At 66.5% G+C, this 13554-nt stretch carries 13 protein-coding genes, 1 tRNA gene and 2 pseudogenes; 9 read left to right on the top strand and 7 right to left on the bottom strand.

Translation table 11 applies throughout. The features are described 5' to 3' along the window. The first annotated feature begins 96 nt into the window (after window positions 1-96). The gene (locus ACJEIK_RS19235) at window positions 97-720 is read left to right on the top strand and encodes a TIGR03085 family metal-binding protein (RefSeq protein ID WP_212813658.1); all 624 of its coding nucleotides are present in this window, start codon (window positions 97-99) and stop codon (window positions 718-720) included. Between the two features lie 69 nt (window positions 721-789). Here the strand turns inward: ACJEIK_RS19235 and ACJEIK_RS19230 are convergent, their stop codons facing one another. Next, the gene (locus tag ACJEIK_RS19230; RefSeq protein WP_020102663.1) at window positions 790-1122 is read right to left on the bottom strand and encodes a hemophore-related protein; all 333 of its coding nucleotides are present in this window, start codon (window positions 1120-1122) and stop codon (window positions 790-792) included. Between the two features lie 239 nt (window positions 1123-1361). On the opposite strand from ACJEIK_RS19230, the gene ACJEIK_RS19225 reads away from it, so the two are divergent. Both ACJEIK_RS19225 and ACJEIK_RS19220 read left to right on the top strand, forming a co-directional pair. Beyond that, the gene (locus tag ACJEIK_RS19225) at window positions 1362-1970 is read left to right on the top strand and encodes a GNAT family N-acetyltransferase (RefSeq protein WP_061004647.1); all 609 of its coding nucleotides are present in this window, start codon (window positions 1362-1364) and stop codon (window positions 1968-1970) included. Window positions 1971-1998: 28 nt separating this feature from the next. Next, window positions 1999-2691, top strand: a complete 693-nt coding sequence (locus ACJEIK_RS19220; RefSeq protein WP_061004649.1) for a YceI family protein — start codon at window positions 1999-2001, stop codon at window positions 2689-2691. On the opposite strand, the gene mbtN is transcribed toward ACJEIK_RS19220, so the two are convergent. The 6 genes and pseudogenes from mbtN to crcB (ACJEIK_RS19190) all read right to left on the bottom strand — a co-directional run bounded on the left by mbtN (window position 2681) and on the right by crcB (ACJEIK_RS19190) (window position 7553). Beyond that, on the bottom strand, window positions 2681-3850 hold the full coding sequence (gene mbtN, locus ACJEIK_RS19215; RefSeq protein WP_064859651.1) for a mycobactin biosynthesis acyl-ACP dehydrogenase MbtN: 1170 nt from the start codon (window positions 3848-3850) through the stop codon (window positions 2681-2683). The two genes, ACJEIK_RS19220 and mbtN, sit on opposite strands and share 11 nt — an antisense overlap. Further along, a complete protein-coding gene (gene mbtM, locus ACJEIK_RS19210; RefSeq protein ID WP_409431727.1) occupies window positions 3847-5409 on the bottom strand; it encodes a long-chain-fatty acid--ACP ligase MbtM in 1563 nt (520 codons plus the stop codon). The genes mbtN and mbtM overlap by 4 nt, the downstream gene beginning before the upstream one ends. Window positions 5410-5420: 11 nt before the next feature. Next, a pseudogene (locus ACJEIK_RS19205) lies at window positions 5421-5687 on the bottom strand (acyl carrier protein); the annotation flags it as partial. Between the two features lie 44 nt (window positions 5688-5731). Beyond that, window positions 5732-6796, bottom strand: coding sequence for a DUF190 domain-containing protein (locus ACJEIK_RS19200; protein ID WP_409430133.1), 1065 nt, complete (start codon window positions 6794-6796; stop codon window positions 5732-5734). Beyond that, window positions 6793-7158, bottom strand: coding sequence for a fluoride efflux transporter CrcB (gene crcB / locus ACJEIK_RS19195; RefSeq protein WP_061004654.1), 366 nt, complete (start codon window positions 7156-7158; stop codon window positions 6793-6795). Before crcB (ACJEIK_RS19195) ends, ACJEIK_RS19200 begins: the two co-directional genes overlap by 4 nt. Next, window positions 7155-7553, bottom strand: a complete 399-nt coding sequence (gene crcB / locus ACJEIK_RS19190; protein WP_133428459.1) for a fluoride efflux transporter CrcB — start codon at window positions 7551-7553, stop codon at window positions 7155-7157. Before crcB (ACJEIK_RS19190) ends, crcB (ACJEIK_RS19195) begins: the two co-directional genes overlap by 4 nt. A gap of 70 nt (window positions 7554-7623) precedes the next feature. On the opposite strand from crcB (ACJEIK_RS19190), the gene pgm reads away from it, so the two are divergent. The 6 genes and pseudogenes from pgm to ACJEIK_RS19160 all read left to right on the top strand — a co-directional run bounded on the left by pgm (window position 7624) and on the right by ACJEIK_RS19160 (window position 13540). Then, entirely contained in the window at window positions 7624-9258 is a 1635-nt protein-coding gene (pgm, locus tag ACJEIK_RS19185) for a phosphoglucomutase (alpha-D-glucose-1,6-bisphosphate-dependent) (protein WP_409430132.1), read from the top strand. Then, a pseudogene (locus ACJEIK_RS19180) lies at window positions 9255-10513 on the top strand (MFS transporter); the annotation flags it as partial. The gene pgm and the pseudogene ACJEIK_RS19180, both read left to right, overlap by 4 nt. 60 nt (window positions 10514-10573) lie before the next feature. Continuing rightward, window positions 10574-10646 (top strand) — tRNA-Ala (locus ACJEIK_RS19175). A 336-nt stretch (window positions 10647-10982) separates the two neighbouring features. After that, window positions 10983-11288 carry a hypothetical protein gene (locus tag ACJEIK_RS19170; protein WP_212813671.1) on the top strand — a complete coding sequence of 102 codons (306 nt, stop codon included), beginning with the start codon at window positions 10983-10985 and terminating at the stop codon, window positions 11286-11288. Between the two features lie 3 nt (window positions 11289-11291). Continuing rightward, window positions 11292-13223, top strand: a complete 1932-nt coding sequence (locus ACJEIK_RS19165) for an RNase A-like domain-containing protein (protein WP_212813673.1) — start codon at window positions 11292-11294, stop codon at window positions 13221-13223. Next, window positions 13220-13540 carry a contact-dependent growth inhibition system immunity protein gene (locus ACJEIK_RS19160; protein ID WP_061004664.1) on the top strand — a complete coding sequence of 107 codons (321 nt, stop codon included), beginning with the start codon at window positions 13220-13222 and terminating at the stop codon, window positions 13538-13540. Before ACJEIK_RS19165 ends, ACJEIK_RS19160 begins: the two co-directional genes overlap by 4 nt. The last annotated feature ends 14 nt before the right edge of the window (window positions 13541-13554 follow it).

The raw sequence follows: 13554 nt of genomic DNA, 5'->3' as shown, positions 1-13554 counted from the left end.
ACCTGGCGTTTGCCCCACGGAGGTGACCCGCGTCGCAGCGTGGAATACAGCGCTCGTGCCGCGCCGCCGGATCGTCGTCCGACCTAGACTCCAGCCATGACTGCCGCCCAACGGGAACGTGCCGCACTCGTCGAATCCCTGCGCGAGCACGGGCCCGATGCACCCACTTTGTGCGAGGGGTGGACCGCTCGTGATCTGGCCGCGCATCTGGTGGTGCGGGAACGTCGGCTCGACGCAGCGCCCGGAATCCTCGTGCCGCAGCTGGCCGGCTACACCGAACGTGTCCAGGCACGGGTTACCGCGTCCACCGACTGGGCAGAGCTGGTCGACATGATCGCTGCGGGCCCGCCGCTGTATTCGCCGTTCAAACTGCTCGACCCGTTCGTCAACGTCGCCGAGATGTTCATCCACAACGAGGACGTCCGCCGGGCGCAGCCGGCCTGGGAGCCGCGCGAGCTCGACGACCGGCTGGTGTCCGCGCTGGCGGGACAAGTCGCGAACATGGCGCGGATGGGGATCAAGAACGCGCCCGCGCGGGTTGTGCTGGTGACTCCGGACGGCCGTCGCCTGGCCGAGACCGGCCGCGGCGCCGAGGTTACGGTGACTGGCGCACCGGGCGAGCTACTGCTCTTCGCGGCGGGCCGTGGCCCGGCTCAGGTGGCTTTCACCGGACCTGACGAGGCCGTCGCCGCGGTCCGGGGCACGAACCGCGGATTCTGACTTTCAGTCTGTGGAAAGCACAACGCGGCTCGATCCCGAAGGATCGAGCCGCGTTGTTCTGACTTCTGATCAGAAGTTGTTGCAGGTGTTGGCCACGTTCAGCACCAGGTCGGTGTACTGAGCGGCACCCGGGGTGTTGTACGCCCGCGTGATCAGGGCCTTACGCTGCTGCGGGCCCGAGGCGATCAGCTGGTGCAGGTAACCGACGCCGATCGGGTTTGCCTGCAGCTCGGCGGCAGCACCCGGGTCGAGTGCGGTCAGAGCGGCGATCACCTGCGGGTAGGTGCAGGTCGAGTACATGATCGGGGTGGGGTCCGGCTGAGCGGTGGCGACTGCGCCGCTGGCCATGACAGCGACCAGTGCCGAGCCCGCGCCGACCATCATCCGAGTGGTGAAAGACATTGTGTATTCCCCTCCCGCACCAGCTAACCGATGCGACCAAAGTGATTGATGACTACGTTAGCAGTTCTATCGACCGTCTGTGGCTGAGCGTTACAGCGTCCGAACGAGCAGTCCGCGCGGGTTCTGGGGCTCATCGGCGACCGCAGCGGTGACGGTCGGGACGTGGGCAGCAGCCACGTTCCGACACCTCGACGTAGGCAAACCTAACCTAAGCAATATCGGGTAGGCTCGCCGCTGAAATGACCGAGATTGATCTGGGGCCGGTGCTACCGCGCGAGTTGACCTCACTGTCCGCTGAAGTGCGAGCGGTGGGTGCACCACCCGTTCCGCAGCTCGTCGGCCCGTGGGCCGTGCGCCTTGTCGACGCCGACGCCGATGCCGAGATGCTGTCCGAATGGATGAACCGACCGCATCTGGCGGAGGCCTGGGAGTACGACCGACCGCCGGCATGGTGGCGGCGGCACCTGCAGGCGCAGCTCGAGGGTGAGTACTCGCGACCGTTGCTGGTCAGCTACCAGGACAAGGCCATGGGCTACCTCGAGCTGTACTGGGCCGCCAAGGATTCCATTGCTCCTTGCTACGACGCCGAGCCCCATGATCTGGGACTGCACGCCGCGATCGCCGATGAGCGCTTCGTCAACAGGGGACTGGGACCGCTGTTGATGCCCCAGGTGTTGGCGAGCCTGTTCGAACTGGTGCCGTCGTGCCGTCGGGTGATGTTCGATCCCGACCACCGCAACACGGGTGCGCGCCGGCTGGTCGAGCATGGTGGCGCCGAATTCCTCGGTGAACACGACATGGCCAACCGCAGGATGGCGCTGTACGCGCTGGCGCGCCCATCCAGCTGACGTCGGACGCGCCCTGTATATAGAGGGAGTGGCAAAAAGGCTTCTGCTGTTGCTGGCAGTGCTCGCCGTCGTGGGGGTGTGCGCGGGACCGTGGTTCTACCGAACCCAGATGGAAGGCGCCCCGGCTCCGGCCCTGACCTTGCCGTCCACTCATCGACCGGCCAGCACCAACCTCGACGGTAAATGGATCGTGGCCGCGGGCCCCGACGATGAGGCCAACCGCTCCCAGGCCGGCTACCGCGCCCGGCAACAGCTGTTGTGGGAAACCGTGACCGTCACCGGGCGGACCAACTCGGTCCGGGGCGACGCCACTGTTGCCGGTGGCACGCTGCAGGCGGCGAGCTTCGTCGTCGACGTGGCCACCATGCAGTCGCCGCACCGCGGCCGCGATGACAGGTTCCGCGGCCCCGACGTCATGGATGCCGCCAAGTTCCCGACGGCGAAACTCGCGGTCCTCGATCCGGTCGACCTGTCGTCCATCGCCGGCGACGGCACGCCCACGACGATGGAGGTCTCGGCGCAACTGACGCTCAAGGGGGTGGCCCGGCAAGTCGCGGTGCGGCTGGATGTGCAGCGCTCGGGCAACGGGGTCGTGGCGGTGGGCCAGATCCCCGTCACCTTCGCCGATTACGGCATCGTCCCACCGGCGCCGCCGGTGGGACTGCTCGCCGTCGATCCGATCGTCACCATCGAATTCCTGGTGAACCTCGTCAAGCGATGAACGGTGCGGACATCACCGCGTCGTACCCCTCGTAGTCGGGACGCATCCCCGCCGCCACGAGTTCCCAGAGCACCTCGTCGGTGCCGCCGCCGACCCGGGCGAGCTTCATGTCGCGCCACCACCGGCCCAGCGGTGTCTCGTCCACCAGATATCCGGCGCCGCCGAAGATGTGCATGCACTCGTCGACGACCTCGACGCCGAGCCGCGCCGCGGTGACCTTGATGGCCGCGGCCGCGCGCAGGTCCATACGTCCCTGCGCGGCCAAACCCGCCAGGCCGTAGCGCAGCAGATCGACCCGAGCGTGCAGGTCGGCCAGTCTCATCCGCAGCGCTTGATGCTCGTACAACGTTTGGCCGAACTGGCGCCGTTTCATCATGCGGGCCAACGTGATTCCGATGATCCTGCGGCAATTGGCCTCGATCTGACCGGCGACCGACAGCCGCTCCTGCGCCAATCCCCAGGAGATGGCGGCCAGGCCGGTGCCCGCCCGCGCCACCAACGCTTCTGCCGGCACCCAGGTGTCGATGTGGACCGCCGCGGTATCGAGCGGACCGGCACCCACCTTGCGATAGGGTGTCTGCACCTCGACCTGAGCGGTCGGCACGGAGATCACCACGACGCTGCCGTGGCGGCTCTCCCGATCATGGTCCACGCTCCGGGCGACCACCATGATGTGGTCGGCGATGGGTGACATCGACACGAACTTCTTGGTGCCACGGACCTCGAAACCGCCACGCGCCGAGACGACTTCGGTCTCGACGATCTGCAGATCCGACCCACCGGACTCTTCCGACGCGCCGATGCACAACACGGCCTCGCCCCGGATGGCCTGCTCGGAGATGTCGCGCAGATAGTCGGACTTGCCGAACCGGCGCAGGATCGCGATGGCAGAGTCATGCAGACTGACGCCGACGCCGATGCCCGCAGACCCCAGTTTGCCCAGTTCCTCGGCGAGTGCGAACACCTTCGCCACGTCCGGATGCTGGCGCTCGCCCCACTTGGCCGCGAAAACCTCGGACTGGCCCAGATATTCGATGAGTTTGCGCGGAAAGCGTTCGGATTCCTCGGCTTCCGCGGTCCACTCGCGGACGCGCTCATCGAAGACCTCACCCAGCAGTTCCCGGTAGCTCTCGGTGGTGCACGTCTCGAAAGTGGTCACGATCCCACCGTTTCCAGGGTGCGTCTTACTTCGAGGCGCCGGAGCTTCCCCGATGAGGTGCGCGGCAGGGACCCTGGTTTGAGGAACACCACGTCTGCCGGCACGATGCCGCACTCGGACGCAACCAGTGACACCACTTGGCTGCGGGCGGTCGACTCATCGTCGCCCTTGAACTCCGCGGCGATCACCAAACCCTGTCGGGCGCCGGCATCGTTGGCGCTCACCGCCACGACGGCGCCCTCGCGCACGCCGTCGGCGCGGGCGGCCACCTGCTCGATCTCGGTGGGAAAGATATTGCGCCCGGCTACGGTGATGAGTTCCTTGAGCCGGCCGCACACGACCAGGCCGTCGTCGGTGAGGTACCCGAGATCACCGGTGGCGAACCACGTTTCAGGATCGATGGGGTCTTGCCCGAGATAGCCGGCCATCATCGAGGTGCCGCGTACCTGGACTTCGCCCACATCGCGTCCGGCTAGTTCGTGCGGCACATCCGTGGGTGCGATGCGGACTTCCATGCCGTCGATCGGCCGGCCGAGTACCGCGTACCTGCGGACGGTGTTGTGGCCGTCGATGGAGACGGTCACGTCGTCGCAGCGCAGCCCGCCGCCCGGGGCGGGAACGGTTACCGCGCAAGTCGATTCGGCGAGGCCGTACGACGGGCACAGGGCGTTCGCATCGAAGCCGAACTTGGCCATCTCGGTCGCGAATCGATTGGTGCCGTCGCAGTCGACTGGCTCGCCGCCGTTGAGTGCGAACCTCAGCGCGCCCAAGTCGACATCGCTGACGAGACGCGCGTACTTGCCGAGCAGTCCGAAAGCCATGTTCGGGGCGGCGGTCATGGTTGCCCTGCTCTCGGTCAACCACTTGAGCCAGTTGAACGGCGACGCGGAGAACGCGGTGGTGGGTGCCTGCCACAGCTCGCCGCCGCCGAGCGTCATGGTGAGCATGAACGCCAGACCCATGTCGTGGTAGATCGGCAGCCACGAATGGCCACGATCGGCATCGGTGACGCTGATCCGCGAGACCAGGCCACGCAGGTTCGCCAACGCCGCGTCCGCTGGGATCTGGGCGGTGCGGGGCGTGCCGGTCGATCCCGCCGTGCCCTGCAGGATGCCGAAGTCGGCAGTCCGCGAGGGTACGAAGGTTGTCGAACGATGTTCGTGGGCAACGGTATTGACGTCGTGCAGGTCCGCATCGGTGGTGCCGGCGCGCAACAGTTCGAGATGCTTGCCGTGGCTGAGCACCGTACGGATGCCGATACCGGCGAACCGGTTCCTGGTGGCGCCGGCCCAGGTGGCGGTGTCGGCCCCGCGGACCGGTCCGGGAATGATGGATACCGCGGCGCCGGCGAGAATCGCGCCGTAGATGCCTGCCAAAAATTCGACCGTGGGTTCGCCGACCAGGCCGATTCGGCTCTGGCCGTCGACGCGTGCGGCGACGTTCTCGGCGCGGGCGTGCACCTCCTGCCACGGATGTCGTTGCCAGCAACCGGTTTTCGGGTCGAGGGTCACCAGGTCGCGTGTGGACCGGGTCATCACTTCGGACAGGGCGGAGGCCAGACTCGAGGCGCTCATGAGCGTTGGGCGGTGGGCAGTTTCGCGGTGATCGCGTCTTCGAGGTCGCCGACGGTTTCGCTGCTCAGCAGGTCTTCCTCGGACAGTGCGACGCCGAAGCGGTCTTCGATCGCGACCATGCCGACGGCGAAAGCCACCGAGTCCAAACCGACATCGTTGATGAGTCGTGATTCGCGGGTGACGCGTCTGATGTCCACGCCCATGTCGTCTTGCATGATCTTGGCCAAGCCAGTGCTAACCGATTCAGTTGTTGACTCCATGTCGAGGGACCGTAGTCGACCAGAGCTGTTTAGGCTAGGCTTACCTTCTAGCTGAGGAAGTGTCCCAGACTGGTACCGCCGTCCCGGTTTCCATTGTCGATGGAGACTAGCGCCGGCACGCGTTCACAGGTGACCACGCCGTGGTCGGCGGTCACTTCGTCGATGAGATCGAAAGCGGTAGCGATGTTTTCGGGGGTGTCGACCACGATGGTCGTGACAGGGACCTGGCGGCCTAGCTGAAACAACCGGTCGCCATGCGGCGTCCGTCGGTCATGGAAGCCCCAGATGCCGCGCAGGACCGTGACGCCGCGGGTGGCCTCGATGGCGCGCAGTCGGCGCACGATCTCGCGGTGCACCGGCTCGCCGCCGTGCAGCGTGTCCTCGGTGGTGTACACCATGAGCTTCTGCCACAACGGCGTTCCGTCGGCGTCGTGCGCCGGCAGCGCACCCGGGCGGGCCAGGAGTGTCCCGGCCCGCTTGCACAGCTCGGCTCGCTCGACCGTCACCAGCGGGTCGGGCAGCAGCCGCTCCAGCTCGGGCAGGACCGCGGCCGCGCGGTCGCCGTCGCCGATCGCGATGATCATGACGGGAACGTCCGTGTTGCGGTTCAGGAAGCGGGCCCGTTCACGGCGGCCGCGGACCGTGCCGTCGACCCCGAGAAAGACGGAGGCGCAGGCGAATCCGCTGCGGTGGAGCAGGTCGCACACCGCGATGTGGGCCGGCCGGCCATTGATCCGGTGCTGGCGGCCGACATAGACGGTGAGCTTGGTGTGCGCGGCGACCTTTGCGGTGGTGAGCAGGCGAGCGCGTTCGAGCGTGACCAGTCCGCGCGTCGTCAGCTCCACGGTTTGCTCGGCCAGTGCGGCGATCTTGTCGGCGGTGTCCACCGCGGCGATGGCCACCGGCAGGTCCTCGGACTGGCTCAGGGTCTGGTCGGTGCGCAGCTGGTGCCGTGGCCCGAATCCGGCGATGCCGCGCAGCACCACGCTGGTGGCGACGTTTTCGGCGGCGTAGAGGTCGAGCAGCTCCTCGGCGAGGAAGCGGCGGCCCTGATGACGTTGGCGCTCACCGAAATACGTGGTGAGTTTCAGGTAGTCCGTGGAGTCGTTCACAGCAGGCCGCCCATCCAGATTCCCAGCGCGGCGGCGGCCAGGCCCAGCACCACGCTCGCGACGATGTTGGCGAGCGCGAACCAGACCTGTCGTTCCTCGCCGAGGCGTTGGGTTTCCAGCATCCATGTCGAGAACGTCGTGTAGGCGCCGACGAACGCGGTACCGGCCAGCAGGGCGACATTGGGACTCAAGGCCAATCCACCGAAGAAGCCGAGCAGCCAGGCACCGCTGAGGTTCACCGCGAAGGTGCCGAACGGGAAGCTGCTGCTCTTGCGTTTCGACACCGCGCGGTCCACCAGGAACCGCGTCACGGCCCCCACACCGCCGATGAGCGCGACGCCCAGCCAGATGACCGCCGTCATGTGCGCACCCGGACCCGTCGGACCAGGACCGTGGCCAGGTACACCGCGGCCAGGCCGGCGACGATGCTGGCCACCGTGTAGCCCGCGGCAAGCCCATAGGCACCGTGCTGGAGCATCCGGACTGTTTCGACCTGCATGGTGCTGAACGTGGTCAGGCCGCCGCACACGCCGGTGCCGAGCAACGGGCGCTGGTAACTCGAGACCGGAAGCCGCTCCAGTAGTCGGGTGGTGAAGTAGCCCAGCAGGAATGCGCCGACGATGTTGACGACGAAGGTGGGCCACGGCCAGTGCGCAGGGTGCGGCGCGGCGAAGACGGCGAGGGCGGCACGCGCGACGGTGCCGATGGCGCCCCCGACGAACACGGCGGCCAATTCTCGGTTGTCGTGGCCGAACATGAAGCAAAAGTATGGTGGCAGGCCACCGACAGGTGCACACCGGGGGAGAACCGGTAGCAGAATCGAGGCCATGACGGCCAACCCGCGCGCCGGCCAACCGGCCCAGCCAGATGACCTGATCGACGTGGCCCACGTGGTCACCGCCTACTACACCGTGGCGCCCGATCCCGAGAACGTCGACCAGCAGGTCGTCTTCGGTACGTCGGGTCACCGCGGGTCGAGCCTGGACGCGGCGTTCAACGAGCCGCACATCCTGGCCACCACGCAGGCGATCGTCGAGTACCGCGCGGCGCAGGGCACGACCGGACCGTTGTTCATCGGCCGCGACACCCACGCCTTGTCGGAGCCGGCCTGGGTCACGGCGCTGGAGGTGCTGGCCGGCAATGAAGTCGTCGCCATGATCGACGCCGCGGACCGTTACACGCCCACGCCGGCGGTCAGCCACGCCATCCTGACCTTCAACCGCGGGAGGGAAGGAGACCTCGCCGATGGCATCGTCGTCACCCCGTCGCACAACCCGCCGCGTGACGGTGGGTTCAAATACAACCCGCCCAACGGCGGTCCGGCCGACACCGACGCGACGAGCGTGATCGCCAAACGCGCCAACGAGATCTTGCGCGACGGGCTGCGCGACGTGAAGCGGATGCCGCTGGCGCGGGCCCTGGGCTCGACGGAGCGGCATGACTACCTCAATGCCTACGTCGAGGACCTGCCGAATGTGGTTGACCTGCATGCCATTCGCGCCGAGGGTGTGCGCATCGGCGCGGACCCGCTCGGTGGGGCCAGCGTCGACTACTGGGCCGCCATCGCCGAACGACACCAGTTGGACCTGACCGTCGTGAACCCACTGGTGGACGCGACGTGGCGGTTCATGACGCTGGACACCGACGGCAAGATCCGGATGGACTGCAGTTCACCGAACGCCATGGCGTCGCTCATCGCGAACCGCGACCGATACCAGATCGCCACCGGCAACGATGCGGACTCGGACCGGCACGGCATCGTCACGCCCGACGGGGGCCTGCTCAACCCGAACCACTATCTCGCCGTGGCCATCGACTACCTGTACACGCATCGGGCGGGGTGGCCGGGTTCCACCGCGGTGGGCAAGACCGCGGTCAGCTCGTCGATCATCGACCGCGTGGTGGCCGGGCTGGGACGCCAGCTGGTGGAGGTGCCGGTCGGCTTCAAGTGGTTCGTGGACGGATTGCTCAGCGGCACAATCGGCTTCGGTGGCGAGGAGAGTGCCGGGGCGTCGTTCCTGCGCACCGACGGGAGCGTCTGGACCACCGACAAGGACGGCATCATCCTGGCGCTGCTGGCCTCGGAGATCCTGGCGGTCACCGGTAAGTCGCCGTCGCAGCGTTATGCCGAACTGACCGAGAAGTACGGTGCCCCAACCTATGCGCGCATCGATGCCCCGGCCAACCGCGAACAGAAGGCGCGATTGTCGAAGCTGTCGGCCGAGCAGGTCACCGCGACCGAGCTGGCGGGCGAACCGATCGTTGCCAAGCTCACGGCCGCGCCGGGCAACGGCGCGCCGCTCGGCGGGCTGAAGGTGACCACCGAGAACGCCTGGTTCGCCGCGCGGCCCTCGGGGACCGAGGACGTCTACAAGATCTACGCCGAGTCGTTCAAGGGTCCGGAACATCTGGCGCAGGTCCAGGCCGCGGCGCGGGAAGTGGTGAATACAGTCATAGCGTGAGCGCTGTAACGGAGGGCGACTGTCCGACCCCGACCCGACTGCCGGCCGAGATCTGGGTGCTGGCCGGCGCCAACATCGTCATCGCACTCGGCTACGGCGTGGTGGCCCCGGTACTGCCGGCGTACGCCCGCAACTTCGGTGTCAGCATCAGCGCGGCGACGTTCGTCATCACCGCGTTCGCCGCGATGCGCCTGATCTTCGCGCCGCCCAGTGGCCTGTTGGTGCAGAAGCTCGGTGAGCGGCGCGTCTATCTCACCGGCCTGCTGATCGTCGCGTTGTCGACGCTGGCCTGCGCGTTTGCGGAGACCTACTGGCAGCTGTTGGTGTTCCGATCCCTCGGTGGTGCGGGCTCGGCAATGTTCACGGTGTCGTCGCTGGCGCTGATGATCCGGCTGTCGCCGTTCGACGCCCGTGGCCGGGTGGCCGGGTTGTTCTCGAGCGCCTTCATGATCGGTGGCGTGGCCGGGCCGGTGGTCGGCAGCTTGACCGCAGGGCTGGGTCTGTCCGTGCCGTTCGCCATCTACGGGGCGGCGCTGGTGGTCGCCGCGGCCGTGGTGTTCGTCAGCCTGCGGAACTCGACGCTGGCCGCTCCGGACGAGGAGGCGGTCGGGCCGACGGTGTCGGTGCGAACCGTGCTGCGCAACCGTGCCTATCAGGCCGCCCTGCTGTCGAACCTGGCGGCCGGATGGGCGGCGCTGGGCCTGCGCGTGGCGCTGGTGCCGCTGTTCGTGGTCGACGTCCTGCACCGCAGCGCGGGCATGGCCGGCCTGGTGCTGGCGATGTTCGCGATCGGCAACGTCTGTGCCGTGATTCCCAGCGGGCACCTGTCCGACCGGGTGGGCCGCCGCAAATTGATGATCGTCGGCCTGACGGTGTCGGCCGCCTCGACGGCGCTGCTCGGCTGGACCACGTCGCTGCCGGTGTTCCTCGTGATCGCGTTCGTGACGGGTGCGGCGAGTGGCGTCTTCGTCTCGCCCCAGCAGGCGGCCGTCGCGGACATCATCGGCAACCGCGCACGCGGCGGTACCGCCGTAGCGACCTTCCAGATGATGTCGGACCTCGGCACGATCGTCGGCTCCCTGGCCGCCGGACAGATCGCCCAGCACGTGTCCTTCACCGCCGCATTCGGCGTCGGCGGGGTGATCCTGCTGGCGGCTGCGGTGTGTTGGTCGCTGGCCCCGGAAACGCGTCGATCCGGTGACGACGAGGAGACCCCGATCTGTCCACTGGGCCACGAGCCGGTGGAAGGGTCCCTCTGACCAGCCGTTTTGTCGACGGTGGTGCCAGTGGTGTAGCTTCATCAGGCACCACTTAAGGGGCTATGGCGCAGCTGGTAGCGCACCACACTGGCAGTGTGGGGGTCAGGGGTTCGAGTCCCCTTAGCTCCACAAGTAAAACCCGTTCTGACTTCGGTCAGAGCGGGTTTTCTCGTTTCCGGCGGGCGGGTTGATCGTGCGGCAGCGAAGTAGACCTGCGGGGTGTATTCGAAGGGCTGGGGTGGAGCAACCCCGATCGACAGACGGGCGGTCAAGATCGGTCTGAAGCAGGCGATGTGGCGTCGGGTACTCAGTCCGAATTAGCTGTGGGTGGATTGGCTTGGCTCACGACTGGTCGTGGTGTCAATGGCGAGTATGCGCTGGTCCTAATCGCCTCTGCCAAACACGCGTCGAGTGACCAGTCGGTCTCGCAGTATCCTCGAATCGGGGAGTGAAATGGGGGTTCTGATGGCTGAAGTACTGCGCGTGGACGTAGCAGCGCTGCACCACGCCTCCAACAGCATGCTTGACCACATGGACTGCTCACGCACTGAGCACTCGCTGCATGACGATGAGTTGGCCGAAGCGGCTGGCGGCTGGCGTGGTCCGATCGGTGAAACCTTGTCGCACGTTGCCACGACCTGGGCCGAGCAGCGGAACTCACTGCATACCAAGGTCGGGCAGATCGGCGCGGCGATGGGCGATGCCGTCCTGAGCTATCAAATCACCGATGAGGACGCAGCCACACCGATCGCCAAATCCGTCGATTTGTAGCACGTGGTCTCAATCCCGGACCTCGAACACTGGAACGTCGCTGCCCTGCAACAGGTGTTCGCCGTCTCGCAGAACGCCGGCAAGAGCCTGCAGAAGCTCGGCGAGGGCCTCGACGGCACCGCGGCAGGCCTGACCGATTGGATGGGTCCGGCGTCGGAAGCGTGGCGCTCCGAGCACGGCAAGCTGCGCACCGATGTCACCGAGCAGCACGGGCAGACTCAAGCGGTTGGTCAGATCATCACCACCGCCATCGATGACGTGCTGTGGTGCATCAACGAATTGAAGGACGCTCGTGCCTCAGCGGAAGCCCTAGGAATGAAGGTCAACGCGGACGGTTCGGTGACCGATCCGAATGCTGGCAATTTGACTGATCAAGTGGAAGCCGACGAACGCGAGCAGGTGCGATCCACCGCCGAAGCGCGGCTGAAACACCTTCTCTCCGTTGCCGATACGACCGAAACTGAAGTTGCCAATGCCCTGCGGGCGGCTGTTGGCGATCCGACGGCCACCGTCCCTGCGAACGCGCCGCGACCTACACCACCAGCCACTAAGCAGGCGGCTGCCGGCGAGCAGCCGAAACCCGGCGAAAAACCACCAGCCGCAACCGATCCGCTGGGTCAGCTGCTGGGTGTCTCTGACAAACCCGACTCCAATTCGCCGTGGACGAGGCAACCTGCTCCCGGCCGGCCGGACAAGCCGCCGACGAACCCGCTGGACGTGCTCGCTGGCCAGCATGACAAACCGGCCAGCGTGCCTCCGGCTGCCGACGCGGCGGGCAAGCCAACCAATCCGTTGGACCTGCTAGCCGGCAAGGACGGCAAGCCCGGTGCTGATCCGAATTACACCCACAACCCACTACTGGCCCCGATCGTCAAGGCCGACCCGTCGGTCCTGGATCGGCAAGCGGCGAAAGTTGATGCAGCCCGCCAGGCTGTCGATGCCGCGCAGGCAAAGCTGGATGCCGCCGCTGGTCCGGCCCTCTGGGATGGGCCCCTTAAGGGGCCGGGCCGGGATGTCACTGACCCGCTGACGCAGCAGCTGATGGATGCGCGGCGCAACCTCACCACCGAGACGAAGCTCCTGCAGGACATGAACGGTGCCTCGGCCGAGGCCGGTGGCCGGACCGTCCCGGTCCCCAAGCTTCCCGAGAACGCCGATGTGCAGTCGTGGCCGGCGCAGCCCACCTTTGGTGAACAGGCGGCCAAAGGCCTGACCGATGTCAGCCACGATCTCAACAAAGGAACGTTCGGTCTGGTGCCGGACGTCGCTCAGGACATTCACACCTTTAACCACTGGGGTGACGCGTCGGCCGGTGAACGGACTGGAGCAGTCCTCGATGCCGCAGGTCTGGTGCCAGGCGGAAAACTGGTCGGAGAAGTTCACCACGGTTGGGAAGCCCTCGCCGGAGTCGGCCGCCACGCAGACGACATCTCGACTCCGCACGTCGATGTACCGGCGCCACACCACGACGACGTGCCACCGGTGGAACATCACGCGACAGGTGATGCTCCCGTCGAGCACCATGTCAGCGGAGATTCGGGACACGTTGCACCGTATGGCGTCGAGGACACCACAGCACTATTGGGAGCAAGCGAAGCGGCGGGCGGACACCTTCTCGATCGGCATGTCGGCCAAACCGTCGAGGACCTGTCGTCGAGACTGGACGCAACCCGGTTGCCAGTGGTGTCGTCGTTCGGAACCGCTGACGAAGCTGCCTCCGCTGTTAGCGCCGCGCTCCAGCACAATCGACAAATAATTGACGAGTGGATATCGAGTGGAGCTGTCGGCAAGGTCGAACTGGACGCACCGTTTGTCGGTGGTGAGGTGCTTCGTCGCGGAGCGGCCGAAGCGGTAGCAGGAAGTGGAGTTAGAGTCGTGCTCAAAGGAGACGGGGCAGGTGGATGGTACGTGTTGACAGGATTCCCGACACCGTGAACGACGGTTCGATTTCCGCCGCTCTCTATCAGTTCTTCGCGGCTTATTTCCACCAGGATTGGGACCTGGAAGCCGATGACTGGGAAGGGATTGTTGACGGCTATGCCGCAGATCATCCCGCAGCCCAGCAGCTACAGATGTTGGCTCAAGAGATCGACGACCTGCGTGCCGCCCGGTCTGAGTCGGAATTGGAACAGTTTCTAGTGGACGTAGTCGGCGTCTACTACGTCCCCGAGCCACATAACTACTGCGTGTGGCTAGGGCAGATCGCTCAGCGACTGCGCCAGCGGGCTGACGGCACCAACAGTGTGTCCTAGTTTGAGCTAGTTTT

Source organism: Mycobacterium sp. SMC-16 (assembly GCF_046250085.1).
GTDB classification, from domain to species: Bacteria; Actinomycetota; Actinomycetes; order Mycobacteriales; family Mycobacteriaceae; genus Mycobacterium; species Mycobacterium phocaicum.
Note: the sequence above shows the minus strand (reverse complement) of the source record. Positions and strands in the feature narration are given on the sequence as shown.

What these genes read in the sequence shown, in the direction of transcription:
- ACJEIK_RS19170 (WP_212813671.1), top strand. Translation starts at nt 10,983, where the DNA reads ATGGCTGAAGTACTGCGCGTGGACGTAGCAGCGCTGCACCACGCCTCC.
- ACJEIK_RS19235 (WP_212813658.1), top strand. Translation starts at nt 97, where the DNA reads ATGACTGCCGCCCAACGGGAACGTGCCGCACTCGTCGAATCCCTGCGC.
- crcB (WP_061004654.1), bottom strand. Translation starts at nt 7,158, where the DNA reads ATGACGGCGGTCATCTGGCTGGGCGTCGCGCTCATCGGCGGTGTGGGG.
- ACJEIK_RS19230 (WP_020102663.1), bottom strand. Translation starts at nt 1,122, where the DNA reads ATGTCTTTCACCACTCGGATGATGGTCGGCGCGGGCTCGGCACTGGTC.
- crcB (WP_133428459.1), bottom strand. Translation starts at nt 7,553, where the DNA reads ATGTTCGGCCACGACAACCGAGAATTGGCCGCCGTGTTCGTCGGGGGC.
- pgm (WP_409430132.1), top strand. Translation starts at nt 7,624, where the DNA reads ATGACGGCCAACCCGCGCGCCGGCCAACCGGCCCAGCCAGATGACCTG.
- ACJEIK_RS19225 (WP_061004647.1), top strand. Translation starts at nt 1,362, where the DNA reads ATGACCGAGATTGATCTGGGGCCGGTGCTACCGCGCGAGTTGACCTCA.